The following is a 24,857-nucleotide window of genomic DNA, read 5'->3' on the forward strand; positions in this document are numbered from 1 at the left end:
GTCTTGCGGCCGAATGACCGATTTCGATGGTTCCGACGGAACATTTCGGCCCGATTCCGACTTCTGCTCACCGCGCCAGCCACAACGGCCAGCGCGATCCGGACAGGCTCAGCTCCGCTGTGGTAGGGGGAGCTGAGCCACCGTCGGCGTCCGCACGGGCAAATTGAACGATTGTTACCTACGCCCATAGGGACCGGGATCGATCAAACGAGCCATGCGAGCGACATAGAGGAATTGCTTGGGCGAGAACCAGAAGACGCGCTTTGGATTGGGGTCGTCGTCGACCGCGATATTGAGCGAGCGAAATGTCGCCATCCAAGCGAGCTTCGAACAGTAGAATCCGGCATCGTCGTTCAGGTCGAAATTCCAAAAATCGTACGGCCTTCCAACGTACTTTCTCGCTTGGTCCGGAATTCGGACGCGATCAGCAGCTGAGAGCTTGGCAAGGCGGCCGAGCCATACCACCTCGCCGGCCCGCTCGGTCGCCCAGTCCGAGTAAGGTCGGCGAACGACGCCTTTGCCCCAGAGCGCCTCGATGATCCAGGGAGCGCCTGCTTGGTCAACGTCGATGATCGCAACATGGCCCACATAGAACGGGCTGCCGACCGAGTACGTCGCGTTTCCCGGCTTGCGGGTTCCCGTGTATTGCGCGCGAAATTCCTCGTAAGTGAGCTTACGCATGCGTTCGATTTGAGCCGGGGTGAAGTAAGGCGCCTTTGTCGCAACATTGGCGATAAAGCGATCGCGCTCCTCATACCATTTGGCTTTGTCGGCATCCACCGGGCGCGGCGGCCCGGCGTCATAGGGCACAAAGACGCCCGGCTTTTTCGGCCAGAGGAAGTCACCACTCTGAAACTGTTTTGGGTCCGGCATCGGAGGCTGACCCGTGGCCGCATGTGTCGGCCCGGATCGCGCTAGGAGCGCCAGAGTGAATGCTGTGCCGACAAGTCGAAGACAGTCGCGACGGTCCTGCATCGATCGCTCCTCAAGCCAGCCTAGTAGCCTTCCTTGGAACCTTGGTCGTTCAGGTCGGTCGGGATCTCATAGATGTCCCCCTTCGCCACCGGAAGATGCGGATTCCTAACATCGTATGTGCTGTTGCCGGATGCTTGGCTGACGCACCACCCCCGGATCTTGATCGTGTCGACCTTCTGAAACCTGGCCTGCATGAGAAGCCCATACTTCTTGCAAGCCTCCATCGACCCAAATTCGAGGTGATCGGTATTGTGGAGGCTCCAGACCTGCTTTCCTGGCGCCGCGGGTGGCGAGACGAAGAACATCATAAAGAGAATAAATCCCGACATTGTACACCCTGCACTAGCGAGGAAGGTTACGAATAGCGTTGATGATGCTCTGCTGGTTGGTCGTGGTATCCAGCTTCTCTTGCGCATTGACGCGGCTGGTGACGGTGACGCGGTCCGGACCATCCTTGAAGTTGCCGCCGACCGGCAGGGTCTGGACAACAAGAGTGCTGCTGCTGGTATCGGGGCTTAAGGTTATGAGCAGGATCTCGTCCATATCGTACGATCCCGACAATGCACCGAATGCGGTGCCAAACGGGAAGCTATAGGTGAAACTTCCGTTGCCATTGAATTTGACGAATATCTGCGAGCTGTAGGTGGGCGAATCCAGCTTGGCGAGCGCCCCCATGGCCGTATCCTTCGCCTCGACAAGGCGAATGAGCCATTCACCAATTCCAAGATGCTCTGTCAGAACGTGAGCGCGCGGGCTGTCGACCGGGCAGATCAGCTGATTCTTGGGATTCGAAATCAGCTCCTTCGAACTCGTCTTGAATGTGATGGAGACGTCACGGGTCCCTTTGGCATCGACGGCGCCGCCGGGAGAGCCGACCGATCCGAACGCCCAATTATTGAAATATTTGGCCGCGGAGAGTGTCGTGCTCCTGCCTGTCGAGCCCACGCCTCCGTTGATCTCGGCGTCCATCTTCGGCGACAACTTGATTGCGACAAGCCACTTGTTGGCCTTGAACGAGCTATACTTGGGCGCGCTGAGCCTGACGAAGGCATAGCGCAATTCGCAGGCCGTGTGCTGGAGGATCTCCCGAACGGGCAGACTGGTGTCGTCCGGCATGGGCGGGATGATGCTGCAGCCGCCTATCCATGCACCACTCGCGACGACAATTGCGCAACTGGCTATTCGCATACCAACCACCCCACACAAACAAAGTAACAGGACTATCTGCAATCCGAACGCTAACGACTGATGGCTGCGACAACCTGTGATTCTTGAGGGCTCGCGCCGGTGACGCGAACGTTCCAGCTGCCTATCGCCGGCGATGGCACGGTGCATGTCGCAAACGCGTCCGCAACCGACGAGGTGCAGGCCGGACTGCTCGCGCCTGGTGCCGTCAATTCGAGGGTCAGCGTGGCGAACGTTGGCGTCGTGTTGACGCTCACGGTGAGGAAGCCACTCGCGTTGACGATCGAGAAGGAGCCGTTCAGATGATCCGGCGTGTTGATGAAAAGATGATACGGAGCACCGTAGGCTCGCACGCCCGGGTTCTTGACGAACGCGTTTGGATTGGCTGCGAAGGCCGGATTCGCGTTAGGACCGGCGACTGATGTGATCCAGGAGATGTTCTTGAATACTTCGACGTCGTAGGTTGGGCCGCCTTTCCCGGCCCGGCAGTCGTCCGGACCGCCCGACGTGACACCTACGAGCCTCACAGCACCGTCTATGGTGGCGAAGGCGGGGCCGCCGGAATCTCCGTGACATGTACTGCCAAGGATCTTGTTTTCGTTGCGGAGCTTGAAGCTCCAGCAAAAATCCTCATCGAAGCCGGCGTCCTTGCACGCGGAAGCCTGAATGGTCGCCCACAACTTTATACCTTCGGAACCGTCGACGGGTGGCCCCGGCTGCGGGGACCCGTTGGCCTTCAAGGGGCTATGCACACCGAAGCCGACAATCGTCGCAAACTCCCCGGGCTTGATCGAGCGTACCGTGTTGAGTGGCGCGGGCATCACATCGGTGATCTCCTTTGCCAACTTCAAGATCGCCAGGTCCTTTTTGGGAAATGCATAATTTGGATGGATAACGATCTGGTCGACGGCAACCACGCCGCGATCATGGAAGAAGACCGAGACGAACCGCTTGTCGTCGATCTTCACGTCCTCCTGGCCTCGCTTGTAGGTCGCGGAAAGACAGTCCTTCGCAGTCTTCGAGTTGACCTGCTCGCAAAAGCAGTGCGCTGCCGTGAGGACGGAGGTCGACGAGATCAGCGTGCCGGTGCACAAAGCTGAAGAGCCAAATCCCTCCCAAGCATAAGCTATCTCGACGACAGAGGGATAGTCGACCGTAGCAGCGGAGCCGGGGCCGACGACATACGGCGTAAGCGTGCTTGGCCTCAGTCCACCCAGCCCCTGGAGGTGGGGCGGCAAAGGAAGCGTGCGACCATCCGTGCCGAGCTGGAGAATCTCCTGCATATCGGTCGGGACAATGATGGCGTCGAAACGTTGCTTGGCTTCGGCAGGAGCCAAAGTCTGGAGGTCCGTCTGCGCCTGATGAAGCTTGCTCGAGAAATCGCGGAGCTGCGTTTGATGATCCTGCAGGAAATCGAGCTTGCGAATGTTCGGTGCCGAATCCAGTTGTTGGAAGCGAAGCGTATTCTCGACAGCCCGAATGTTCGCTCCCGTTCCCTTGCCAGCGATCTGGCTAAAGGCGCTCACGTCCAGTGTTTGGCTTTTGCTGCCGGCAAGCTTGGTGCTGGCCGCTTTATTCACGCTCTCGACAGTCTGCAGATGATTGTCGACGAAGGACGAGAGATCTTTGAGCCTGATCGACGCAGCCTTGAATGGATCAGGCGCTTTCAGCTCGTCCGCCGAGCTGAAGTTTAGGCAAAAAACAGTCAAACACGCAGCAGAAATTGCTGCAGCGCGCGCGCGTGCGCCGACCAACATCCCCATCACCGGCATCCCCAATTCCGGCGGCCTGTATCAACCTATGATGGCATTTTAGGAAACGGCAAACAAGGTGGCAGTCGCGAAAAAACTGTCAGAGAGCTCGACATGCTCGCGCTCTCTGTGTTCGTCGCTCAGTTGGTCTCAGTTCGCACCGATGCGGATGATTGGTGCGAAGGACCAAAACTACCCCCCGCTCCGATACACCTGGATATCGAGATCCCGGATCTTCTTCCGCAGCGTGTTGCGGTTGAGGCCGAGCAGATCGGCGGCGCGGATCTGGTTGCCGCGGGTGGCGGCGAGCGCTGCCGTGAGCAGCGGAACCTCGATCTCCTTGAGGATGCGGTGGTAGAGGCCCGGCGGCGGCATGCCGTTCGGAAAACCCTGGAAGTGCGAGGACAGATAGGCCTCGACCGCGCCGCCGAGATTGTCGACACCCTGCTGGACCGCGGCGCCCGGACTGACCGAGGGCGGCGCCAGTTCGCCGTCGATGACGGAGGACGTGATCACGTCCTGCGGATAGAGCGCGGCAAGGCGCCGGGCGAGGTTCTCGAGCTCGCGCACGTTGCCGGGCCAGCGGTGCTGCTTGAGCCGCTCCAGCGCCAGGGCGTCGAGCTTCTTCGGCGGCAGACCGTCCTTCTCGGCCAGCGAGAAGAAGTGCCGCACGAGATCGGGCAGATCCTCGATGCGCTCGCGCAAGGGGGGCAGGCGCAGCGGCACGACGTTGAGGCGGAAGAACAGGTCCTCGCGGAACAGGCCCTGCTGGATCAGGACGCGGAGATCCTTGTTCGAGGCCGCGACGATGCGCACGTCGGTCTTGATCGGGGTGCGGCCGCCGACGGTGGTGTATTCGCCCTGCTGCAGGACGCGCAGCAATCGGGTCTGCGCCTCCATCGGCATGTCGCCGATCTCGTCGAGGAACAGCGTGCCGCCCTCGGCCTGCTCGAACCGGCCGGAGGCGCGGGTGTTGGCGCCGGTGAAGGCGCCGCGTTCATGGCCGAACAGCTCGGACTCGATCAGGTCGCGCGGGATCGCCGCCATGTTGACGGCGACGAACGGGCCGTTGCGGCGCTTGCCGTAATCGTGCAGCGCGCGCGCCACCAGCTCCTTGCCGGTGCCGGACTCGCCCGTGATCATCACGGTGAGGTCGGTCTGCATCAGGCGCGCCAGCACGCGGTAGATTTCCTGCATCGCCGGCGAGCGGCCGACCAGCGGGATCGCCTCCATCTCGGCGTCCTCGTCCGGCGTCGAGACCCGCTCCTTCGGCTCGGCCAGCGCGCGGCCGACGATGGCGATCAGCTCCTTCAGGTCGAAGGGTTTTGGCAGATATTCATACGCGCCGCGCTCGGAGGCGCGGATCGCCGTCATGAAGGTGTTTTGCGCGCTCATGACGATGACGGGCAAATTCGGCCGCATCTTCTTGATCCGCGGCAACAGGTCGAAGGCGTTTTCGTCCGGCATCACCACGTCGGTGATGACGAGATCGCCCTCCCCCTGGCTGACCCAGCGCCACAGCGTTGCGGCGTTGCCGGTGAGCCTGACTTCATAGCCGGCGCGGGAAAGTGCCTGATTGAGAACCGTGCGGATGGCGGTGTCGTCATCAGCGACGAGAATGCTACCTGCGGGCATCGTTAATCCTCATTTTGCCCCCTGTGACGCAGACGACGACTTCCCGGCAGAGCCGTCGCGACTGCTTTGATCGGCATGTTTCACCGATGTGGAATACATCGGCATCAGCACGCGGAAGGTGGTTTTGCGCGGCTGAGATTCGCATTCGATGATGCCCCCGTGATCGCCGACGATTTTTGCGACCAGCGCCAAACCGAGACCAGAGCCAGTCTGCTTGGTGGTCACGAAGGGATCGAACAGGTTGGGCAGAAGATCATCGGGCACGCCAGGTCCATTGTCCCTCACGCAGAATTCGAGCGGCAGGGATACCCGGGATTTTTGACCGGGGACTGACAGGCGCACGCCGGGGCGGAACGCGGTGGTGAGCTGGATCTCGGCGTCGGGCACGTCGATCAAGGCTTCGGCGGCATTCTTCACGAGATTGAGGAACACCTGGATCAGCTGATCCTGGTTCGCCAGCACCGGCGGCAGCGAGGGATCGTAATCCTCGATGAAGCGGATGTTGCGGGCAAAGCCCGACTGCGCCAGCCGCTTCACGTGGTCGAGCACCGAATGGATGTTGACGGGGCCGCGTACCACGGGGCGTTCGTCGCCGAACACCTCCATGCGGTCGACCAGCGTCACGATGCGGTCGGCCTCGTCGCAGATCAGCCGCGTCAGCATGCGGTCCTCGGACGAGGCCTGCTGCTCCAGCAGCTGCGCCGCGCCGCGAATGCCCGAAAGCGGATTCTTGATCTCATGCGCGAGCATTGCTGCTAGCGCTATCACCGAGCGCGCCGCGCTGCGATGGGTGAGCTGCCGATCCATCTTGTCGGCGATGGTGCGCTCCTGGAGCATCACCACGATGTAGCCGGGCCGCTCGGTGAGCGGCGCCACGTGCAGGTCGACCTGGCGGTCGCCGCCCATGCGCGGCGTGCCGAGATCGACCTTGTATTCATTGACCGGCGAGTTCGAGGAGCGCACCTGGTCGATCAGCGCCAGCAAGGGGCTGCCGAAAGGCACCAGCTCTTTCAACGACTGCCGCTTCAGGAACTGCGTTGAGATCTCGAAAAAGGCTTCGGTTGCGATGTTGGCGCCGACGATCTTGCCGTCCGGCCCGATCATCAGCACGGGATTGGGAAGCGCATCCAGGATCGCGTCGCTGTCGGACGGAAGCGGCCGACGATGTTCAGCGGCTGAGCTCATGCAGCAGCGCTCCATGCGAAGTCGTCGAAGGCATCTTGCAGTGAACCGTGAACGAGGCGCGGATCCTCGGAGGTGAGGATCTTCTGGCGCCAGGATTTCAGCTTCTCGGCCGGCGCGCGGCTCACATCGGCCGCGACGTCGAGCGCCCAGCCGAGATGCTTGCGCGCATGCCTGAGACCGACGCGCAGACCATAGAGCGCGCAGACGCCCTCATAGAGGGTGCGGACATAATGCAGCTGCGTCTGAAGCGACGGCGTGGCTTCCACTGCCCCGCCCTTCAGGCGCCGGCCGATCTGGCCCGGCAGCCAGGGCTGGCCCTGCGCGCCGCGGCCGATCATCACGGCATCGGCGCCGGAGGCCTCGAGCGCGGCAAGCGCCTTCTCGTACGAGGTGATGTCGCCATTGACGATGAGCGGGAGAGAGATCGCCTCGCGCACGGCGCGGATCGCATCCCAATCGGCCTCGCCTTTGTAGAACTGGCAGCGGGTACGGCCATGAACGGTGACGAGCTTGATGCCGGCGGCTTCGGCGCGCCGCGCCAGTTCCGGCGCGTTGCGGCTGTGGTCGTCCCAGCCGAGCCGCATCTTCAGCGTCACCGGAACCTTTACCGCGGCGATCGTCGCATCGATCAGGCTGACGGCGTGGTCGAGATCGCGCATCAGGGCCGAGCCGGACTGGCCACCGGTGACATGGCGGGCCGGACAGCCCATGTTGATATCGATGATGTCGGCGCCCTCGGCTTCCGCGATGCGGGCGCCTTCGGCCATCCAGTGCGTCTCGCAGCCGGCAAGCTGGACCACGTGCGGGCCGATTCCCGTCGCTTCGCAGCGCAACCGCGACATCCGGTGGCCGTTGGCAAGCTCATCGCTCGCAGTCATCTCGGACACGACCAAGCCGGCCCCGAGCTCGGCCACCAACCGCCGAACGGGCGAGTCAGTCACCCCCGACATCGGCGCCAGGAAGACCGGGGTGGCGACTTCAATATCGCCTATTTTCAACGGCTTAGAGCCGGATACTGCCGGGCCTGTCACAGGGGTCTCGTCAACTCAGCAGCGCCTCATCGCGCTGGCCATGACCTATCTTGCGCACAATTCTTGTGCAGTCAAGCGTCATGCCTACAGTTTAGACAGTTCTGCAGATCTTTCAAGTGCAGTGCAGCAAAATGCTGTTTCCCACAATCCGGGGAAACCCCCTTTTTTTGCGGGCCTGCCGTGCTAGAGGCATGCCGGCACATCACCCCCTGCTCTTTCATTAGCAACTGAGTATTTGAGTCCTATGGCGAAATCACAACGTACCGCTGTCGTCCTCGTGGCGGCCGGACGCGGCCTGCGCGCCGGCGCCGGCGCGCCGAAGCAATATCGCGAGATCGGCGGCGTGCCTGTGATCTATCGCGCCATGGAAGCCTTCAGCCGCCACGCCGATGTATTTGCGGTGCAGCCGGTGGTGAACCCCGACGACAGCGCCATGTTCACGGCAGCGGTCGCAGGATTGAAGCACGAGGCGCCGACCAATGGCGGCGCCACCCGTCAGGCTTCGGTGCTTGCTGGCCTCGAAGCGCTGGCCAAGCACAAGCCGGACATCGTCCTGATCCACGACGCCGCGCGGCCCTTCGTCTCGGAAGGCGTGATCTCGCGCGCGATCGAGGCGGCGAGCCGCACCGGCGCTGCGATCCCGACCGTTGCCGTCACCGACACCATCAAGGTCACCGGCGCGAGCGGCAATGTCGAGGACACGCCGGACCGGTCGCGCCTGCGGATCGCGCAGACGCCGCAATCCTTTCGTTTCGACGTCATCCTCGAGGCGCATCGTCGCGCCGCGAAGGACGGGCGCTCCGATTTCACCGACGATGCCGCGATTGCCGAATGGGCGGGATTGACGGTTGCAACCTTTGAAGGCGATGTTGCCAATATGAAGCTCACCACCCCCGAGGATTTCGTGCGCGAGGAAGCGCGCCTGGCTGCCCAGCTCGGCGACATCAGGACCGGCACCGGCTACGACGTGCACGCCTTCGGCGAAGGCGACCATGTCATGATCTGCGGCGTGCGCGTGCCGCACAGCAAGGGTTTCCTGGCGCATTCCGACGGCGATGTCGGCCTGCATGCGCTGGTCGACGCCATCCTCGGCGCGCTCGCCGACGGCGACATCGGCTCGCACTTCCCGCCGAGCGACGCCAAGTGGAAGGGCGCCTCCTCCGACCAGTTCCTGAAATACGCCATCGAGCGGGTCGCCCAGCGCGGCGGCCGCGTCGCCAATCTCGAGGTGACGCTGATCTGCGAGCGGCCGAAGATCGGCCCCTTGCGCGACACCATGCGCGCGCGCATCGCCGAGATCTCCGGCGTCGACATCTCGCGCGTCGCGGTGAAGGCGACCACCAGCGAGCGGCTCGGCTTTACCGGCCGCGAGGAAGGCATCGCGGCCACCGCGAGCGCCACTATCCGTCTTCCCTGGAGCGTATAAGGCCATGGGCGGCAGCGACGCACGCGCCCTCTCCCGCTCGCTGCTGGATTTGTGCCGGATGCGCAAGCTGACGATCGCGACCGCGGAGTCCTGCACCGGCGGCCTGGTTGCCGGCGCGCTGACCGACATCCCCGGTTCCTCCGACGTCATCGACCGCGGCTTCGTCACCTATTCCAATGAGGCCAAGCGCGCGATGCTTGGCGTCGAAGCGGGTACGCTGACGAATTTCGGCGCCGTCAGCAAGGAAACCGCAACCGCGATGGCGATCGGCGCGCTGGAGCGTGCCGATGTCGATCTCGCCGTCGCCATCACCGGCATCGCCGGCCCCGGCGGCGCCACGCCCGGCAAGCCGGTCGGTCTCGTGCACTTTGCCGCCGCCGCGCGCGACGGCCGCATCATCCACCGCGAGCACCGTTTTGGCGCCATCGGCCGCAGCGCCGTGCGCGCCCGCTCGGTGGTCGAGGCGCTGCGCATGCTGATGGACCTCGCCCGCGGCCCGCAAGTCGCCGCCAAGCCGCAGCGCACCGCCACAAGCCGCCTGCGCCCGCGCGTGACCCGCTCGCCGCGCCGGCATGCGGTGAAGCGCCGCCCGCCGCGCTCGCCCAGGGGCTGAAGCCCCTCACGCCGCCGCAAGCAACGCGCTCGCATGATCGAGCACGCACTGCTTGACCGCATCGGCTTCCGACGGTTTTGCTTTCGCGCTGACCGTCAATTCGAGGATCGGCGCCGCAGGATTGGCGACATCGAGGACCTTGGTGACGGAGACGGCAGGTTGCGCCTGATCGTCGATGCGGGAGTCGCCACGCAATTCCCTCAGGATGCGATCGGCCAGCGTGTTGGCCGCGCCGGCCGGGACCGGAAACGCCACCTTGACCTCGCCCGTGCCGGGATAGGCGCTGTGGTTGACGATCGCTGCACCCCACACCTGTCCGTTCGGCAGCAGGATCTGCGTGTTGTCGGGCGCGACCAGTTCGGTCATGAACAGCGACAGCGACCTCACCTTGCCCGCCTTGCCGGCGACTTCGACGTCGTCGCCGATGTGAAACGGCCGGAACAGCAGCAGCATCACGCCGGCGGCGAGATTGGACAGCGTGCCCTGGAGCGCGAGGCCGATCGCGAGTGACGTCGCCCCCAGCACGGCGACGAGGCTCGCGGTCTGGATGCCGAACAGCTGCAGCACGGCGATGCCGACCACCGCGAGCACGCCATAGCGCGCAAGGCTGCCGACGAACAACGTCACCAGCGGATCGACGCGGTGCGTAACGCTCAGCAAGCGCGTGACGAAACGCTGCATCGCGCCGGACAGATACCAGCCGATGGCGAGGAGCAGGATCGCGTAGATCGCATTCAGCCCGTACAGGACGAGCGACGCTTTCAGCGTGTCGAAATTGACGGTCATGGCGGCTCCAACGACGATCGGTTGAGAACTCGCTGTCGCGGAAAATGATCCCTTCCGGGGCTTGCCAATCCTCAAGCGCCTGCCGCTGGACTGCATAGGTGGGAGCAGCGTGAAACCCGGGCGCTTGGCCCGGCGGGAATACCCCGTTCAGCCCCGGCGGCCTGTCATTGCGCCGTTCGCTCGATCCGACAGATGACGGGAAGCTTTTGCTCGATCGCCTTCGCGAGCACCGTTCCCGTGGTCCGTCCGAGCTCTTTCGCGATCGTCGTGATCGGCTTGGTGCCTGCGAGCTTCCTGAGCCGGTTCAGGTCGTCCTCGCTCCACGATTGCTTCCAGCGCGCCATGTCTCCAGTCCCACTCCAACAAGCCCCAGCGCCCGACTCAGACTTTAGTTGAATTCCCCATGAAATACAGCCCTTGCAGGTGTACCTTGCGCGGCAAGGGGTGTTCCGTCACGGTTTTGCGTTTTGGCACAAACTGCACTTGTCACCTTCGGTCGCACGAGTCTGAATTGTTGGTTGTGCGCAGGGCACGCCGGGTGCCCGCCCATCCCTACCAATCCTTGTGTTGCCGGCGGGCAAAACACCCAGCGGGCGGTCAATCCGCGCCCGCAAAAATATTCCACTTTACCGAAATTCGGCTTTCGCGTATTCGTTTCGCCACCTCATCCCGGTCAGAGGGGCGTATCGCGATCGTCACGACATGCGGGGTGAGCGGCGGTGGACGCTAGTCACGTCGGCGCGACAGGCATCGCAGGGCGGGCAACCGTGAGCGAGCGCCATCGCGCATACGACCGGTGTGATCTGGCGTACGGCAAAACCGTGTCGTCCTGGCGCCCGGGGTCTGAGCGCCAAGTCTTGCAGTGATGCATCGGCCCGACCGGGCACGCGCATCAGCCATCTGCAAGGCGACGGGGGCAATAGTGCATCGCTCCCCGGGGAGAGCTCGGCATAAGCCGTCAAACCATCGCGCAGGGAAGGCCGTGTGTTCGGGCTTCACCTGTATGCCGCTGTGCAGCTTCCTCTAGCGCAATCTCCGCACAGTGGACCGTGGGTGCCCAGCCGGCACCCGGCCTTCCCTGCGCCCTCTGACAAGAGAGCGCGATACGACGAAGCAAAGCTCGGACGAAACACGTCGCGAGATTGCAGCGTCATGTCTGCTTTTCAAAAAGCACGCAATTCTTGTCGAAAACGATCGGGATCATAAATGTGCAGGCGCGACCAAACGTCATCACACGTGCCTGATCTTGCGCAGGAAAATATTGGCGCAATAATGCCGCTCTACCTTGTGATCCGGAATCAACCGGACCAGCCTTGTGGAGGGCGACGAAAGTGTTCGCTCGCACCGCGGCCTCGGCCGCCGTCATCGTCACTTTGGCCGCGTTTGATGGTGCGGCCGCACAAACGGCCAACCAGCCGCCCGATACGATGGCGGCGCGGGTGGAGGCGTGCACGCCTTGTCACGGCAACAAGGGCGAAGGCACGAGCGACGTCTATTTTCCGCGCCTCGCCGGCAAGCCCGCCGGCTATCTCTACAACCAGCTCCTCGCCTTCCGCAGCGGCCGGCGCAAATACCCGCCGATGAATTATCTGCTGGAGTTTCTGCCTGACCCATACCTGGAGGCGATGGCCGAATATTTTGCCGGTGAGCATCCGCCGCTGCCGCAGCCGGCTCCGAGCGAGGTCAGCAAGGAAGTTTTGGCGCAGGGCGAGTTGCTCGCCACCAGCGGCGATGCCGGCCGCAACATTCCGGCCTGCGTGAGTTGCCATGGTCCGGGCCTCACGGGCATGCAGCCCGGCATCCCCGGCCTGCTTGGCCTGCGCGCCGCTTACGTCAGCGCCCAGCTCGGCGCCTGGCGCTACGGCACGCGCACGGCGAAATCGCCCGACTGCATGCAGCTCGTCGCCGGTCACCTCACCGAGGCGGATGTCACGGCCGTTGCAGCCTGGCTCGCGACGCGTCCCGCCCCCACCAACCCGGCTCCCGTGCCGAAAGGCACCTACGCGCTGCCGTTCGGCTGCGGCAGCCAGCCCAACTGACGAGGCGGATGATGGGTTCGAGACCATGGATCACGCTTCTCGCCCTCGCCGCGCTCACCACGCTCGCGCAAGCGCAGGACAAGAGCAGCGACATCATCGCGCGCGGCGAATATCTCGCGCGCGCCGGCGACTGCACCGCCTGCCACACCGCGCCTGAGGGACGCCTGTTCGCCGGCGGCCGCGCCATGCCGACGCCGTTCGGCACGCTCTACACCTCCAACATCACGCCCGATCCGGAGACCGGAATCGGAAAATGGAGCGCCGACGATTTCTACAAGACCATGCACAGCGGCCGTTTCCCCGATGGCGGGTTGATCTATCCGGCGATGCCATTCGCCTCCTACACCAAGGTCACGCGCGCCGACAGCGACGCGATCTTCGCCTATTTGCGCTCGATCCCGCCGGTGAACCAGAAGAACAGGCCGCACGACCTGCGCTTCCCCTATGACAACCGCCAGCTCATCCTCGGCTGGCGCACGCTGTATTTCCGCGAAGGCGAGTTCAAGCCCGACCCGACCAAATCGGCAGAATGGAATCGCGGCGCCTATCTCGTCGAAGGCCTCGGCCATTGCAGCATGTGCCATTCGCCGATCAACGCGCTCGGCGGCACCTCGCAATCGGACGCCTTCAAGGGCGGCCTGATCCCGATGCAGAACTGGTACGCGCCGTCCCTCACCTCCAACCGCGAGGCGGGGCTCGGCGACTGGAGCATCAAGGACATTACCGACCTGCTCCAGACCGGCGTCTCGGCGCGGGGCGTGGTCTACGGCCCGATGGCCGAGGTCGTGCACAACAGCCTGCAATATCTCAGCGACGAGGATACCCGCGCGATGGCGGTGTACCTCAAAAGCATCGCGGAGCCCTCCCCTGCGCCGCCGCCAAGCTCGGCGCTGCCGACCACCGAGAGCAGCCTGCTGATCAGCCTCGGCAAGACCGTCTACGACAAGAGCTGCGCGAGCTGCCACGGCACGCAGGGTGAAGGCAAGCCGCCGCACTGGCCGCCGCTCGCCAACAACCAGTCCATCGAGATGGAGTCGGCCGTCAACCCGATCCGCATGGTGCTCAATGGCGGTTATCCACCGGGCACCAAGGGCAACCCGATGCCCTACGGCATGCCGCCTTTCGCGGGCCTCCTGTCCGACAACGAGGTCGCCGCCGTTGTCTCCTACATCCGCACCGCCTGGGGCAATCGCGGCACGCCGGTCTCGGCGCGCGAGGCCAACGAGCTGCGCTCCGCACCGCTGAACTGAGAAACGTCATGATCAACTCCGATCCGCCGACCAGCCCAGCCGCCGCCGATCAGGCCGTCGAGGAGGTCGTGGCGCAAGGCCCCTCGGGCGCGCTTCTGCTCGCCGGCATTGCGACAGCCTGCGTCGTCGCGATGTGGCTTGCCTTCTACCTGTTCGTCTTCCTGCCGCGCGGGCCGCTGCAATGAGCGCCGAAGACACCCATGGAAACGGCAGCGCCAGCGCCGAGGTCGCCGCCCGCGTCGAGCGGCGCTGGGCGACCATTGCCGTGATCATCATCGTGGCGATGGCGCTGCTTGCGGCGTTCGCCGGCATTCATCGCGCGACCATGCCGCAGCCGCGCGTCGAGACCACCGATCCCTCGCGGATTCATCTGTCAGGCGAGTTCGTCGAGAGCAATCTCGGCAGCGTGCTGGAGGCCAACGGCAATGTGACGGTGCGTGCGATCGGCCAGCAATATTCCTTCACGCCGGCCTGCATCGTGGTGCCCGTGGACACGCCGATCACGCTGCGCGCCACCAGCGCCGATGTCGTGCACGGCATCCTGATCCAGGGCACCAATATCAACACCATGCTGGTGCCGGGTTACATCTCCGAGCAGCTGATGCGCTTTGCGAGGACTGGCGACTATCTGATGCCCTGCCAGGAGTTCTGCTCCTTCGGCCACGAGGGCATGTGGGGCAAGGTCAAGGTGATCGACAAGACCGAATTCGCTGATCGTGCGAAGGGCGGCGGGAGGCTGAGCTGTGTTGGTCAATAGGAAGCTCATCCTCGCCCATTTCTGGCTCGCCTTTGCGGTGTTCGGCGTCGCGCTGGCGCTCGGTGCCTGGCAGATGTTCATCCGCAGTCCGATCGGCACCTGGCTGTCCAACCCCGAGCTCTACTACCGCTCGCTGACCGCGCACGGCACGGTCATGGGTTACGTCTTCCCGACCTTGGTCGCGATGGGTTTTGGCTATGCCATCAGCGAGTCCGCGCTGGAGCAGCGCCTCGTCGGCGTGCGCTGGGCCTGGGCCGGGTTCTGGCTGATCGTCGCCGGCAGCATCATGGCGGTGATCCCGGTCGCGCTGGGGCGCGCCTCGGTGCTCTACACCTTCTATCCGCCGCTGATCGGCAACGTCTTCTACTATCTCGGCGTCGTGCTGGTCGTGGTCGGCTCCTGGATCTGGGTCGCGCTGATGTCGGTCAATCTGCGCGTCTGGCGCAAGGCCCATCCCGGCGCGCCCGTGCCGCTCGCCATGTACGCCAATGTCGCGGGCTCCTATCTGTGGGCGTGGACCGCCGTCGGCGCCGCGCTCGAGCTGCTGCTCCAGATCATTCCCGTGGCGGCGGGCCTGAAGGCCACCATCGATGCCGGCCTGGCGCGCGTCTTCTTCTCCTGGACGCTGCACGCCATCGTCTATTTCTGGCTGATGCCGACTTACATCGCCTATTACACCATCGTGCCGCGCGCGATCGGCGGCCGGGTCTATTCCGACTCCATGGCGCGGATCTCCTTCATCCTGTTCCTGGTGGTGGCGATGCCGATCGGCATGCACCACACCTTCGCCGATCCGCAGGTCGGCGCCGGATTCAAGTTCATCCATTCGGCCTTCACCGCACTGGTCGCGCTGCCGACGCTGCTGACCGTGTTCACGATCTGCGCCTCGGTCGAGATCGCGGCACGCCTGCGCGGCGGCCGCGGCCTGTTCGGCTGGATCAGGGCCCTGCCCTGGGACAATCCGATGATGCTGGCGCTGGCCTTCTCCTTCGTCATGCTCGGCTTCGGCGGCGCCGGCGGCCTCATCAACATGAGCTACCAGCTCGATGCGTCGATCCACAACACGCAGTGGATCACCGGACACTTCCACCTGATCTTCGGCGGCGCCATCGTGATCATGTATTTCGCGATCGCCTATGATCTATGGCCGCATCTGACGGGGCGCGAGCTGATCGACCTCCGGCTGATCCGCACCCAGCTCTGGCTGTGGTTCGTCGGCATGATCGTCACCACGTTCCCATGGCACTGGGTCGGTATCCTCGGCATGCCGCGGCGCATGGCCTATTTCGACTTCGGCGATCCCGCGATTGCGCCGCAGGCGCTATCGGTCACGCTCTCCGCGATCGGCGGCTTCATCCTGCTGACCTCGGGCATCCTGTTCCTGGTCATCCTCGCCCGCGGCATGCGCGCGCCTCAGGCAGACGCCGGACCCTATCGCTTTGCGCTGGCCGTGCATCAGCCCGCGACCGTGCCGATTGCGCTCAACACCCACGCCCTCTGGGTGGCGCTGATGATCGCGCTCACCCTCACCAATTACGGCTACCCGATCCTGACGCTGGCGCTGACCGAGGGCACGTCGGTGCCGGCCGTCTATGTGGGAGCGCAGTGATGAGCGCGCGCGACCTCTTCACCTTCAGCAATCCGCATTTCACACGGGGCGTCGGCATCACCGCCGCGATCCTGATCGTGACGGCGATTGTGGGCTTCATCATACTGCCTTTCGCCCAGCCCTGGGTCCAGTTCGCCAATGTCTGGGATGCGATCTGCAGCGCCGCCGGCGTGCCGCAGCGCGCGGCGACCGTTGCGGCGCCTGAACAGGCAAAGCGGCTGTCCGCGGTCGTGCTCACGTCGAACACGCTGTCACGCCCGAGCCAGGAGGCGATCGGTCGCGGCGCCACGCTGGCGCAGCGCTGCGCCATTTGCCACGGCCCGACCGGAATCAGCCGCGCGGACTCGCCGAACCTCGCCGGGCAATACGCGGCGGTGATCTACAAGGAGCTGCACGATTTCCGCTCCGGCGCCCGCACCAATGCCGTGATGTCGCCGTTTGCCGTCAATCTGACCGATCAGGAGATCGCCGATCTCTCGCTCTACTACGCCTACCTGCCGCGGCTGCCCGCCTATCACCCGACGCCGCAACTGCCGAAGCCGAACATCGTCATCTATGGCGCGCCGATGCGCGGGATCGCGCCCTGCGGCTCCTGTCACGGCAGCCTCGACAACAAGACCGGCAGCCCATGGCTCGAAGGCCAGTCGGAAGCCTATATGAAGGCGCAGCTGCAGGCCTTCGCCTCAGGCGACCGCCGCAACGACATCAGCCAGCAGATGCGCAACGTCGCGCGCGCGATGACGCCGCAGGAGATCGAGCAGGCCGCAGCGTATTATGCCTCGCAGCCGCCTGATGTCGTGAAGGCGGTGGATTGATCAGGTCGGCGCCAGCTTCGGCCGTCCGTAGATCGCGTCCGCACGCTTCTCGAACGCGGTCGAGAACCGCGCGAAGGCGGCGTCGAACATCGAGCCCATCAGCATCGCCAGCATGCGGCTCTTGAATTCATAGGCGAGGAAGAAGCCGACGTCGCAGACGTCTTTGCCGTCTTGCTGGCCTTTGGGCTCGAACGTCCAACGGTTCTCCAGATTCCTGAACGGACCTTGCAGATATTCGACCAGGATCTTCAGATTGGCGCGGTCGAGCGTCACGCGGCTGGTGAAGGATTCCTTGACCAGCTTGAACGATACCGTCATGTCCGCGATCAGCACCTCGGTGCCGTCGGGCTTCGCCATGCGCTGTCGGACCTTGAGCGCGCTGCACAGCGGCACGAATTCCGGGTAGCGCTCGACATCGGCGACCAGATCAAACATCTCGGACGCGCTGTGGTTGACGCGGTGCTTGCTCGAAACTCGATGCATGGTACGTCAGCGGGCGTGAGCTGCCCGCGCAGCCTTCAGTCTTGCGAAATCCTCGCCGGCATGATGCGACGAGCGGGTGAGCGGACTCGCCGACACCATCAGGAATCCCTTGGTGTAGGCGATCTTTTCATAGGACGAGAATTCGTCCGGCGGCACGTAGCGCATCACCGCGTGATGCTTGCGGGTGGGCTGCAGATATTGCCCGATGGTCAGGAAGTCGACGTCCGCCGAGCGCAGATCGTCCATCACCTGCTGGACCTCGTGGCGCTCCTCGCCGAGGCCGACCATGATGCCGGACTTGGTGAAGATGGTAGGGTCGAGTTCCTTGACCCGCTGCAACAGCCGGATCGAGTGGAAATAGCGCGCGCCGGGCCGCACCGTGAGATAGCGCGATGGCACCGTCTCGAGATTGTGGTTGAACACGTCGGGCCTCGCCGCGACGACGACCTCCAGCGCGCCTTCCTTGCGGAGGAAGTCCGGCGTCAGGATCTCGATCGTGGTCGAGGGGCATGCGGCGCGGATGGCGCGGATGGTCTGGGCAAAATGCTCGGCGCCGCCATCGGCGAGGTCGTCGCGGTCGACCGAGGTAATGACGACGTGAGCGAGGCCCAGCTTGGCCACGGCCTCGGCGACGTTCTGCGGCTCGGCCGCATCCAGCGCGTTGGGCAGGCCGGTCTTGACGTTGCAGAAGGCGCAGGCCCGGGTGCAGGTGTCACCCATGATCATGAAGGTCGCGTGCTTCTTGTCCCAGCACTCGCCGATGTTCGGGCAGCCCGCCTCCTCGCACACCGTGTGCAGGCCGTTGGCGCGCACGATGTTGCGGGTGTCGGCATAGCCGCGGGTATTGGGCGCGCGCACGCGAATCCAGTCCGGCTTCGGCGGCGAAGCGGAATCAGGACGATTCACCTTTTCAGGGTGGCGCGGGCGCAGCGGGTTCGAGATGGTATCGACAATAACGACCATTGGGTATCCGGTCTGTTCAGGTCCTACCTAGTCGGTCTGGCCCGGCATCGCAACCCGGCTCGCACCACTTCAGGGAACATGGCAGATATGGGCAATATCCTGCTCTGTTCTCAGGCGATTCTCACCTCGAATGGCTCCAGTCTCGAAACCTTCCACACCCCGGCTTGGAAAGGCCCTCAAGCGTGCCTTTTTCGCGCGCAACGTGCGCGAGGTCGCCCACGACCTGATCGGGGCCACCATGCTGGTCGACGGCGTCGGCGGGATCATTGTCGAGGTCGAGGCCTATCATCATACCGAGCCGGCGGCGCATTCCTACAATGGCCCGACGCCGCGGAACCAGGTGATGTTTGGCCCGCCCGGCTACGCCTATGTCTACCGTTCCTACGGCATCCACTGGTGTGTGAACTTCGTCTGCGAGGAGGAAGGCTCGGCCAGCGCCGTCCTGATCCGCGCGCTGGAGCCGACGCATGGCCTCGCCGCGATGCGCCGTCGCCGTCATCTCCAAGAAGTGCACACGCTGTGCTCGGGCCCGGGCAAGCTGACCGAGGCGCTCGGCATCACCATCGCGCACAACTCGCTGCCCCTGGATCGACCGCCGATCGCGCTGCATGCGCGCACGGAGGATTTGGAGGTCGCAACCGGCATCCGGATCGGCATCACCAAGGCCGTCGAGCTACCCTGGCGCTACGGCGTCAGGGGCTCGAAGTTTTTGAGCAAGCCGTTTCCGAAGTAGCCCTACGACGCCTGCTTCAACCGCTCCAGCGCCTCCAGCAGCTTGGCCTTGCGGGCCAGCGCAGCCTCGCGCTTTTCACGCTCCTCCTCGACCACCTCCTCGGCCGCGTTGGCGACGAACTTCTCGTTCGCCAGCTTGGATTCGGCGCGCTTGATGTCGGCGTCGGCCTTGCCGATTTCCTTGTCGAGGCGCGTCCGCTCAGCAGCGACGTCGATCACGCCCTTCAGCGGCAGCGCGGCCACTTCGCCGCGCACAAGCAGCTGAACGGCACCATCCGGTGCACGATCGGCGAAGGAGATGTCGGACAGCCGCGCCATGCGCTTGATGATTTCGGTCCAGCGCGGCGCGCGTTCCTTCGTCTCGGCGGAGGCGCCCGCGAGCACCAGTGCGGTCAGTGTCGCCGGCGGAATGTTCATCTCGGCGCGCACGGAACGGATCTGCGTGACGAGGTCGATGACCCAGCCGATCTCGGCTTCCGCCTTGGGATCGGTGAAGTCGGCATGGTCGAAGATCGGCAACACCAGGGCCGGCGAGATCAGCGGATCGGTCGGCCCGGCGGCAGCTGCAAGCATCGCGAGTTGCTCCGGCGAAGGCTCGGACGGCTTCAGCGGCCACGACGCCAGCGCGAGCAGGCCCTCGCGCTTGGCCGTCACCTCCCACAGCTCCTCGGTGATGAAGGGCATGAAAGGGTGCAGCAGCTTCAGGATCTCGTCGCGCGCCCAGGCCACCATGGCGCGGGTTTCGTCCTTGGCGGGGCTATCGGGGCCGAGCAGCACGGGCTTGGCAAGCTCGACATACCAGTCGCAATAGACGTTCCAGACGAACCGATAGATGGCGCCGGCGGCATCGTTGAAGCGATAGGCCTCGATCGCCTCGGTCACCTCGCGCGTGGTGTGCGCGGTCTCATGGGCGATCCAGCGGCTCAGCGTCTCCTTCGTCTTCGCCGGCTCGAAACCGTCGGGCACCGCGCACTGGTTCATCTCCGCGAAGCGGCAGGCGTTCCAGAGCTTGGTTGCGAAATTGCGGTAGCCTTCGACGCGGCTGGTGGCGAGCTTGATGTCGCGGCCCTGCGCCGCCATCGCGGCCAGCGTGAAGCGCAGCGCGTCCGCGCCATATTCATCGATCAGGTTGAGCGGATCGATGACGTTGCCCTTCGACTTCGACATCTTGGCGCCCTTCTCGTCGCGGACGAGGGCGTGGATGTAGATCGTCGAGAACGGAATCTCCTTCATGAAGTGCATGCCCATCATCATCATGCGGGCAACCCAGAAGAAGATGATGTCGAAGCCGGTGACCAGCGCGTTGGTCGGGTAGTAGCGCTGCACCTCCGGCGTATCGTCGGGCCAGCCGAGCGTCGAGAACGGCCACAGTGCCGAGGAGAACCAGGTGTCGAGCACGTCCTCGTCACGCGTGATGAAGCCCTCGCGCTTGTTGCGGTCGAGCGCCATCTCGCGGCCCTGCTCGACCGTGATGACCTCCTGCTCGACGTAATAACCGAGCGCGTGGCTGATCGCCTCCTCCTCGGTCTCGGCGACGAACACCTTGCCGTCAGGCCCATACCAGGCCGGGATCTGATGGCCCCACCACAGCTGGCGCGAGATGCACCAGGGCTGGATGTTCTCCATCCACTCGAAATAGGTCTTTTCCCAGTTCTTCGGCACGAAGGTCGTCTCGCCCGAACGCACCGCCGCGATCGCGGGTTTTGCGAGCGTCTTGGCGTCAACGTACCATTGGTCGGTCAGATAGGGCTCGATCACGCTGTTGGAGCGGTCGCCGTGCGGCACCATGTGGGTGTGCGGCTCGATCCGCTCGACGAAGCCGAACGCCTCCAAACGCTCGACGATGCGCTTGCGCGCCGCGAAGCGGTCGACCTTGTTGAACTCCTCGGCGAATTGCGCGGCACCTTCCGGCAGGTCGCGCAGATAATCCTCGTTGTCGACGAGATCGAGGCAGCCTTCCTTGTCGATGACGCTGATGCGGCGCAGGCCGTGGCGATTGCCGACCTCGAAATCGTTGAAGTCGTGCGCCGGCGTCACCTTGACCGCGCCCGAGCCCTTCTCGGGATCGGAATACTCGTCAGCGACGATCTTGATCTTGCGGCCGACCAGCGGCAGGACGACGTTCTTGCCGACCAGCTTCTGGTAGCGCTCGTCCTCCGGATGCACGGCAACGCCGGTGTCGCCGAGCATCGTTTCCGGGCGCGTCGTGGCGACGACGATGAAGCTCGAGGGATCCTCGGGGCTGAACGTCTTGCCCTCGATCGGATAGCGCAGATACCAGAGGTTGCCCTTGACCTCGGTCTGCTGCACTTCGAGATCGGAGATCGCGGTGAGCAGCTTGGTGTCCCAGTTCACCAACCGCTTGTCCTTGTAGATCAGACCGTCGCGGTGCAGCTCGACGAACACCTTGATGACGGCCTTCGAAAGGCCCTCGTCCATGGTGAAGCGCTCGCGCGACCAGTCGCACGAAGCGCCGAGCCGCTTGAGCTGGTTGATGATGGTGTCGCCGCTCTCGGCCTTCCACTGCCAGACCCGCTCGAGAAACTTCTCGCGGCCCATCTCGCGGCGGCCGGGCTGCTGGCGCTCCATCAGCTGGCGCTCGACCACCATCTGGGTGGCGATACCGGCATGGTCGGTGCCGGGCTGCCACAGCACGTCGCGGCCGCGCATGCGCTCGAACCGGCACAGGATGTCCTGCAGCGTGTTGTTGAGGGCGTGGCCCATGTGCAGCGAGCCCGTCACGTTCGGCGGCGGGATCACGATGGTAAAGGGCACTGCGTCACGGCGGTCGGGGCGGCCGGCCTTGAAGGCAAGGCTGTCCTCCCACACGACGGACATGCGGGCTTCGATATCGGCGGGCTGGTAATTTTTCTCGATCATGGGGCTGCTAGAAAGCCGCGCGCGGGGGCCAAGTCAACGAAAAGTCAGCGGAAAGCGAGGCGGCACAGCGCTTTCCGGCCCGGTCCGGGGCCGGATATGGCATACAAGCCGGGCTTTATGAGGGCCTCCGGCCGCTCTCAGCGGCCGCCGCGCGAGACCCGCTCGATTTCCGCCTTCACGATGCGTTCAACTAGGCCCGGAAGGTTGTCATCGAGCCAGGACTTCAGCATCGGACGCAGCATTTCCTTGACCAGATCCTCCAGCGTCCGAGCATTGCTGCTGAGGACCGTATGGGCCAGGGAGTTGAAGGCGGATTCGACCGCGGAGACCGTCGATTGCGCCAAGATCGGCTGCTGCGGCGGCAGCGGCGGCGCGTCGAAGTCCAACGGCTCGTAGGACGGCGCAGGCGCCGGACGCGGCGGCGGCGATTCGGCGAATTCGAGATCGTCGCGCGGCTCGACCTTGCGGAAGCTTGGCGGCGGCGGAGACGGTGTTGGCGCCGGGTCCATCGCCATTTCGTCTGTCAGTTCGAGCACGTCGGGCTCAGGCTCCGGCTCTGGAGCACGGACCTCGGGCGCAGGCGTGGCCGCGTCGAGCCCGGCCAGCAGCGCATCGATATCGTCCTGGCTGTTCGGACCCGCATCTGCGGCGGGAGCGGGCGGCGGCGGTGCCGGAGCTGGCTTCGCAGCCGGAGATGGCGCGGGCTTCTCGGCGGCAGGTTTGGGCGGTGCGACCTTGGATGGCGGAATATCGTTCATCGGCTTGGGCGGCGCGGCGGGCGCCGCAGCCTTCTCGGGCTTCGCAGCTTCGGCCGGCGGCGGCTTGGCCTCGTCGTCGGCAATGATGCGCCGGATCGAGGCCAGAATCTCCTCCATGGAGGGTTCTGTGACCTTTGCAGGCTGCGTCATCTCCGACTCCACATCATCAACGCCCTCGCATGCGTTGTTTTACACCAAGCACGACAGGATTGGCCGGTTCCGCAACGAGCCCCCGACATTTTCGCCGCGGCAGCCCGACTTGTCCCCAGATCACGGCTCAACGTGCGGCGGCGCGCCCCTGCCCTCGGCACTCAAGCTTTACGCATACGACATCGAATGCGGAGCGAATCGACCCGCATCTTCTTGGCAAGGCTATGTCAGGGATTTTGATGATTGCAAGCAAAGCACCGGTCGGCCGCAATTATTCGCGAGGCCGACCGGATGACGACGGGAATCAGCGCCCGTCAGGCGTACGCACGCCGCCCCAGCTGTCACGGACCTGATGGTAGTGAACGCTGGCATCGTAGACCGTGGTCGCAAGGCCGAGCACCTGCGGCGCCAGACGGCCGACGGCGGCAAGGACGTTATAGGACGCCACCACCCGGTCGTGCTGCGCGGTCACCAGCGCGACGCGCGCATTGACCAGCGCCTGCTGCGCGTTGAGCACGTCGAGCGTGGTGCGCTGACCGGCCTTGGCTTCCTCGCGCACACCGTTGAGTGCGATCTCGGACGCCGTCACCTGCGCCTGCGCAGACTGCACCTGCGCCTTGCCGGCCTGCAACGTCCCCCAGAACTGCACCACGTTCGCACGAGTCTGGTCGCGCGTGGTTTCTAGGTTGAGACGCTGCTGCGCCAGGTTTTCCTTGGATTGGCGGATCAGCGAATATTCGCTACCGCCCTGATAAATCGGCACCGAGAGCTGCGCGATCGCGGATGCGTTGAACGAGCGCAACTGAATCAAGGACTGTTCGTTGGACTGCGTGGCCGCTGCCTGGATCGTAACCGTCGGCAGCAATGCACCTTCGGCGACTTTGACCTGCAAGAAATTGACGTCAATGCCATACATTGCGGCCGTGACGTTGGGATGCTCGATCAGGCCGAGCTCAACGGCCGAAGCGAGCGTTGACGGCAGGAATCGGTCGACCGGCGAGCCCGGTGCGAGGTTGGCCGGCTCGTTGCCGATGATGCGGCGGAAGTTCGCCCGCGTCGTGGTGAGGTTCGCCTCCGCGGTGAGCGCCTGCGTCTTGCCGGCCGCCAGTTGCGCTTCCGATTGCGCGACGTCGGTGCGCGTCACTTCGCCGACGTTGAAGCGGTCACGGGTCTGCTTCAGCGTCTGCTCGAGCACGCGCACGTTGCTGCGCTGGACTTCCAGCGTGGCGGCATCGCGCAGATAATCCATGTAGGTCGTGGCGGCCTGGAGCAGCACGCTTTGATCGAGGCTGCGCAGCGCTTCGCGTGCACCGGACACCTGGCTCTCCGCCGCCCGCGTTCTGTTGGCCGTCTGGTTGCCATTGTAGAGCGTCTGCGTAGCGGTAACGCCAACGCTGCGAGGTGAGGTGGATCCGTGGATTGAGCTACTCCCCACGCCACTCTGCAAATCCGTATATTGATAGCCGCCGCTGGCGGTCAGTGCGACCCTTGGGCGATAGCCGGACAAAGCCTGCGGCACGTTCTCGTCGGTCGAGCGCACCTGGGCGCGCTGCGCGTTGAGCTGCGGATTGTTCTGATAGGCGCGCACCAAGGCGGCCTCGATCGTATCCGCCAAGGCAGGCGTCGGCCCGGCCAGCGCCAGCAGCAGGACCGAAACCGCAGCTCCGGTGAAGAGCTTCACCCCATGCATCCCAAAATTTCCGTTTCATTTTTAACGCCCGGCTCGTGCCCGCGAGCCGGGTTAGCGTCTACCGAGTGGAGTCGTTGCCCCGCCGCAACATAGGACGCGGATTGCCGCGACGGAACTACCTCAAGGTAGTTCTCGGTGGAAACT

The 24,857-nt window shown here is 64.3% G+C and carries 23 protein-coding genes; 9 read left to right on the forward strand and 14 right to left on the reverse strand.

What is annotated here, in order from left to right; all coding sequences use genetic code 11:
- Positions 1 to 174 precede the first annotated feature (174 nt).
- The 7 genes from JQ603_RS03635 to dusB form a co-directional block, all read right to left on the reverse strand.
- Positions 175 to 975 (reverse strand): YiiX/YebB-like N1pC/P60 family cysteine hydrolase, encoded by an 801-nt coding sequence (locus JQ603_RS03635; RefSeq protein ID WP_212336568.1) that lies wholly within the window; start codon positions 973 to 975, stop codon positions 175 to 177.
- A 20-nt stretch (positions 976 to 995) separates the two neighbouring features.
- The gene (locus JQ603_RS03640) at positions 996 to 1,283 is read right to left on the reverse strand and encodes a hypothetical protein (protein WP_212336570.1); all 288 of its coding nucleotides are present in this window, start codon (positions 1,281 to 1,283) and stop codon (positions 996 to 998) included.
- A 34-nt stretch (positions 1,284 to 1,317) separates the two neighbouring features.
- Positions 1,318 to 2,091, reverse strand: a complete 774-nt coding sequence (locus JQ603_RS03645; protein WP_212336572.1) for a hypothetical protein — start codon at positions 2,089 to 2,091, stop codon at positions 1,318 to 1,320.
- 122 nt (positions 2,092 to 2,213) lie between these two features.
- Positions 2,214 to 3,923 (reverse strand): S1 family peptidase, encoded by a 1,710-nt coding sequence (locus tag JQ603_RS03650; protein ID WP_212336574.1) that lies wholly within the window; start codon positions 3,921 to 3,923, stop codon positions 2,214 to 2,216.
- Between the two features lie 180 nt (positions 3,924 to 4,103).
- On the reverse strand, positions 4,104 to 5,546 hold the full coding sequence (gene ntrC, locus JQ603_RS03655; protein ID WP_212336576.1) for a nitrogen regulation protein NR(I): 1,443 nt from the start codon (positions 5,544 to 5,546) through the stop codon (positions 4,104 to 4,106).
- Positions 5,547 to 5,555: 9 nt separating this feature from the next.
- On the reverse strand, positions 5,556 to 6,731 hold the full coding sequence (locus JQ603_RS03660) for a two-component system sensor histidine kinase NtrB (protein ID WP_212336578.1): 1,176 nt from the start codon (positions 6,729 to 6,731) through the stop codon (positions 5,556 to 5,558).
- The gene (gene dusB, locus JQ603_RS03665; protein WP_212336580.1) at positions 6,728 to 7,729 is read right to left on the reverse strand and encodes a tRNA dihydrouridine synthase DusB; all 1,002 of its coding nucleotides are present in this window, start codon (positions 7,727 to 7,729) and stop codon (positions 6,728 to 6,730) included. The genes JQ603_RS03660 and dusB overlap by 4 nt, the downstream gene beginning before the upstream one ends.
- Before the next feature lie 277 nt (positions 7,730 to 8,006).
- Here dusB and JQ603_RS03670 point away from each other — a divergent pair, with 277 nt between their 5' ends.
- Together JQ603_RS03670 and JQ603_RS03675 are read left to right on the forward strand one after the other, a co-directional pair.
- A complete protein-coding gene (locus JQ603_RS03670) occupies positions 8,007 to 9,188 on the forward strand; it encodes a bifunctional 2-C-methyl-D-erythritol 4-phosphate cytidylyltransferase/2-C-methyl-D-erythritol 2,4-cyclodiphosphate synthase (RefSeq protein WP_212336582.1) in 1,182 nt (393 codons plus the stop codon).
- Positions 9,189 to 9,192: 4 nt separating this feature from the next.
- Positions 9,193 to 9,801, forward strand: a complete 609-nt coding sequence (locus tag JQ603_RS03675; RefSeq protein WP_212336584.1) for a CinA family protein — start codon at positions 9,193 to 9,195, stop codon at positions 9,799 to 9,801.
- 6 nt (positions 9,802 to 9,807) lie between these two features.
- Here the strand turns inward: JQ603_RS03675 and JQ603_RS03680 are convergent, their stop codons facing one another.
- Both JQ603_RS03680 and JQ603_RS03685 read right to left on the reverse strand, forming a co-directional pair.
- Complete coding sequence (locus JQ603_RS03680; protein WP_212336586.1) at positions 9,808 to 10,587, reverse strand: mechanosensitive ion channel family protein; 780 nt, start codon at positions 10,585 to 10,587, stop codon at positions 9,808 to 9,810.
- 164 nt (positions 10,588 to 10,751) lie between these two features.
- The gene (locus JQ603_RS03685) at positions 10,752 to 10,931 is read right to left on the reverse strand and encodes a hypothetical protein (protein WP_080138622.1); all 180 of its coding nucleotides are present in this window, start codon (positions 10,929 to 10,931) and stop codon (positions 10,752 to 10,754) included.
- A gap of 987 nt (positions 10,932 to 11,918) precedes the next feature.
- Here JQ603_RS03685 and JQ603_RS03690 point away from each other — a divergent pair.
- Genes JQ603_RS03690 through JQ603_RS03715 form a run of 6 tightly spaced genes read left to right on the forward strand, consistent with a single transcriptional unit; the run spans position 11,919 to position 17,057 of the window.
- Complete coding sequence (locus JQ603_RS03690) at positions 11,919 to 12,626, forward strand: c-type cytochrome (RefSeq protein WP_212336588.1); 708 nt, start codon at positions 11,919 to 11,921, stop codon at positions 12,624 to 12,626.
- Positions 12,627 to 12,637: 11 nt separating this feature from the next.
- Complete coding sequence (locus tag JQ603_RS03695; RefSeq protein WP_433996618.1) at positions 12,638 to 13,876, forward strand: cytochrome c; 1,239 nt, start codon at positions 12,638 to 12,640, stop codon at positions 13,874 to 13,876.
- An 8-nt stretch (positions 13,877 to 13,884) separates the two neighbouring features.
- Positions 13,885 to 14,061 carry a hypothetical protein gene (locus tag JQ603_RS03700; protein ID WP_198964245.1) on the forward strand — a complete coding sequence of 59 codons (177 nt, stop codon included), beginning with the start codon at positions 13,885 to 13,887 and terminating at the stop codon, positions 14,059 to 14,061.
- Positions 14,058 to 14,633, forward strand: a complete 576-nt coding sequence (locus JQ603_RS03705) for a cytochrome C oxidase subunit II (RefSeq protein ID WP_212336592.1) — start codon at positions 14,058 to 14,060, stop codon at positions 14,631 to 14,633. The genes JQ603_RS03700 and JQ603_RS03705 overlap by 4 nt, the downstream gene beginning before the upstream one ends.
- Complete coding sequence (locus JQ603_RS03710; RefSeq protein ID WP_212336594.1) at positions 14,620 to 16,242, forward strand: b(o/a)3-type cytochrome-c oxidase subunit 1; 1,623 nt, start codon at positions 14,620 to 14,622, stop codon at positions 16,240 to 16,242. The genes JQ603_RS03705 and JQ603_RS03710 overlap by 14 nt, the downstream gene beginning before the upstream one ends.
- Positions 16,242 to 17,057, forward strand: coding sequence for a c-type cytochrome (locus tag JQ603_RS03715; protein ID WP_212336596.1), 816 nt, complete (start codon positions 16,242 to 16,244; stop codon positions 17,055 to 17,057). The genes JQ603_RS03710 and JQ603_RS03715 overlap by 1 nt, the downstream gene beginning before the upstream one ends.
- On the opposite strand, the gene JQ603_RS03720 is transcribed toward JQ603_RS03715, so the two are convergent.
- On the reverse strand, positions 17,058 to 17,540 hold the full coding sequence (locus JQ603_RS03720) for a type II toxin-antitoxin system RatA family toxin (protein WP_212336598.1): 483 nt from the start codon (positions 17,538 to 17,540) through the stop codon (positions 17,058 to 17,060). It abuts the gene before it with no gap.
- A gap of 6 nt (positions 17,541 to 17,546) precedes the next feature.
- Entirely contained in the window at positions 17,547 to 18,503 is a 957-nt protein-coding gene (gene lipA / locus JQ603_RS03725) for a lipoyl synthase (RefSeq protein ID WP_212336600.1), read from the reverse strand.
- Between the two features lie 130 nt (positions 18,504 to 18,633).
- Between lipA and JQ603_RS03730 the strand changes: the two genes are divergently transcribed.
- Entirely contained in the window at positions 18,634 to 19,236 is a 603-nt protein-coding gene (locus JQ603_RS03730; RefSeq protein ID WP_212336602.1) for a DNA-3-methyladenine glycosylase, read from the forward strand.
- A 2-nt stretch (positions 19,237 to 19,238) separates the two neighbouring features.
- On the opposite strand, the gene JQ603_RS03735 is transcribed toward JQ603_RS03730, so the two are convergent.
- From JQ603_RS03735 to JQ603_RS03745, 3 genes are all read right to left on the reverse strand, one after another.
- Positions 19,239 to 22,115, reverse strand: a complete 2,877-nt coding sequence (locus JQ603_RS03735) for a valine--tRNA ligase (RefSeq protein ID WP_212336603.1) — start codon at positions 22,113 to 22,115, stop codon at positions 19,239 to 19,241.
- 137 nt (positions 22,116 to 22,252) lie between these two features.
- The gene (locus JQ603_RS03740; RefSeq protein ID WP_212336605.1) at positions 22,253 to 23,023 is read right to left on the reverse strand and encodes a PopZ family protein; all 771 of its coding nucleotides are present in this window, start codon (positions 23,021 to 23,023) and stop codon (positions 22,253 to 22,255) included.
- 304 nt (positions 23,024 to 23,327) lie between these two features.
- The gene (locus JQ603_RS03745) at positions 23,328 to 24,713 is read right to left on the reverse strand and encodes a TolC family outer membrane protein (protein WP_212336607.1); all 1,386 of its coding nucleotides are present in this window, start codon (positions 24,711 to 24,713) and stop codon (positions 23,328 to 23,330) included.
- Between the last annotated feature and the right edge of the window lie 144 nt (positions 24,714 to 24,857).

This window comes from Bradyrhizobium liaoningense, assembly GCF_018130825.1.
Lineage (GTDB): Bacteria > Pseudomonadota > Alphaproteobacteria > Rhizobiales > Xanthobacteraceae > Bradyrhizobium > Bradyrhizobium liaoningense_B.

Bases quoted from the DNA above. Each gene is read 5' to 3' on its own strand.
- JQ603_RS03740 (WP_212336605.1), bottom strand. From the start codon at position 23,023: ATGACGCAGCCTGCAAAGGTCACAGAACCCTCCATGGAGGAGATTCTG.
- JQ603_RS03745 (WP_212336607.1), bottom strand. From the start codon at position 24,713: ATGCATGGGGTGAAGCTCTTCACCGGAGCTGCGGTTTCGGTCCTGCTG.
- JQ603_RS03695 (WP_433996618.1), top strand. From the start codon at position 12,638: ATGGGTTCGAGACCATGGATCACGCTTCTCGCCCTCGCCGCGCTCACC.
- ntrC (WP_212336576.1), bottom strand. From the start codon at position 5,546: ATGCCCGCAGGTAGCATTCTCGTCGCTGATGACGACACCGCCATCCGC.
- JQ603_RS03640 (WP_212336570.1), bottom strand. From the start codon at position 1,283: ATGATGTTCTTCGTCTCGCCACCCGCGGCGCCAGGAAAGCAGGTCTGG.
- JQ603_RS03660 (WP_212336578.1), bottom strand. From the start codon at position 6,731: ATGAGCTCAGCCGCTGAACATCGTCGGCCGCTTCCGTCCGACAGCGAC.
- JQ603_RS03730 (WP_212336602.1), top strand. From the start codon at position 18,634: ATGGCTCCAGTCTCGAAACCTTCCACACCCCGGCTTGGAAAGGCCCTC.
- JQ603_RS03705 (WP_212336592.1), top strand. From the start codon at position 14,058: ATGAGCGCCGAAGACACCCATGGAAACGGCAGCGCCAGCGCCGAGGTC.
- JQ603_RS03715 (WP_212336596.1), top strand. From the start codon at position 16,242: ATGAGCGCGCGCGACCTCTTCACCTTCAGCAATCCGCATTTCACACGG.
- JQ603_RS03670 (WP_212336582.1), top strand. From the start codon at position 8,007: ATGGCGAAATCACAACGTACCGCTGTCGTCCTCGTGGCGGCCGGACGC.
- JQ603_RS03680 (WP_212336586.1), bottom strand. From the start codon at position 10,587: ATGACCGTCAATTTCGACACGCTGAAAGCGTCGCTCGTCCTGTACGGG.
- JQ603_RS03645 (WP_212336572.1), bottom strand. From the start codon at position 2,091: ATGCCGGACGACACCAGTCTGCCCGTTCGGGAGATCCTCCAGCACACG.
- JQ603_RS03685 (WP_080138622.1), bottom strand. From the start codon at position 10,931: ATGGCGCGCTGGAAGCAATCGTGGAGCGAGGACGACCTGAACCGGCTC.
- JQ603_RS03700 (WP_198964245.1), top strand. From the start codon at position 13,885: ATGATCAACTCCGATCCGCCGACCAGCCCAGCCGCCGCCGATCAGGCC.
- JQ603_RS03675 (WP_212336584.1), top strand. From the start codon at position 9,193: ATGGGCGGCAGCGACGCACGCGCCCTCTCCCGCTCGCTGCTGGATTTG.
- JQ603_RS03650 (WP_212336574.1), bottom strand. From the start codon at position 3,923: ATGGGGATGTTGGTCGGCGCACGCGCGCGCGCTGCAGCAATTTCTGCT.
- JQ603_RS03720 (WP_212336598.1), bottom strand. From the start codon at position 17,540: ATGCATCGAGTTTCGAGCAAGCACCGCGTCAACCACAGCGCGTCCGAG.
- JQ603_RS03735 (WP_212336603.1), bottom strand. From the start codon at position 22,115: ATGATCGAGAAAAATTACCAGCCCGCCGATATCGAAGCCCGCATGTCC.
- lipA (WP_212336600.1), bottom strand. From the start codon at position 18,503: ATGGTCGTTATTGTCGATACCATCTCGAACCCGCTGCGCCCGCGCCAC.
- JQ603_RS03635 (WP_212336568.1), bottom strand. From the start codon at position 975: ATGCAGGACCGTCGCGACTGTCTTCGACTTGTCGGCACAGCATTCACT.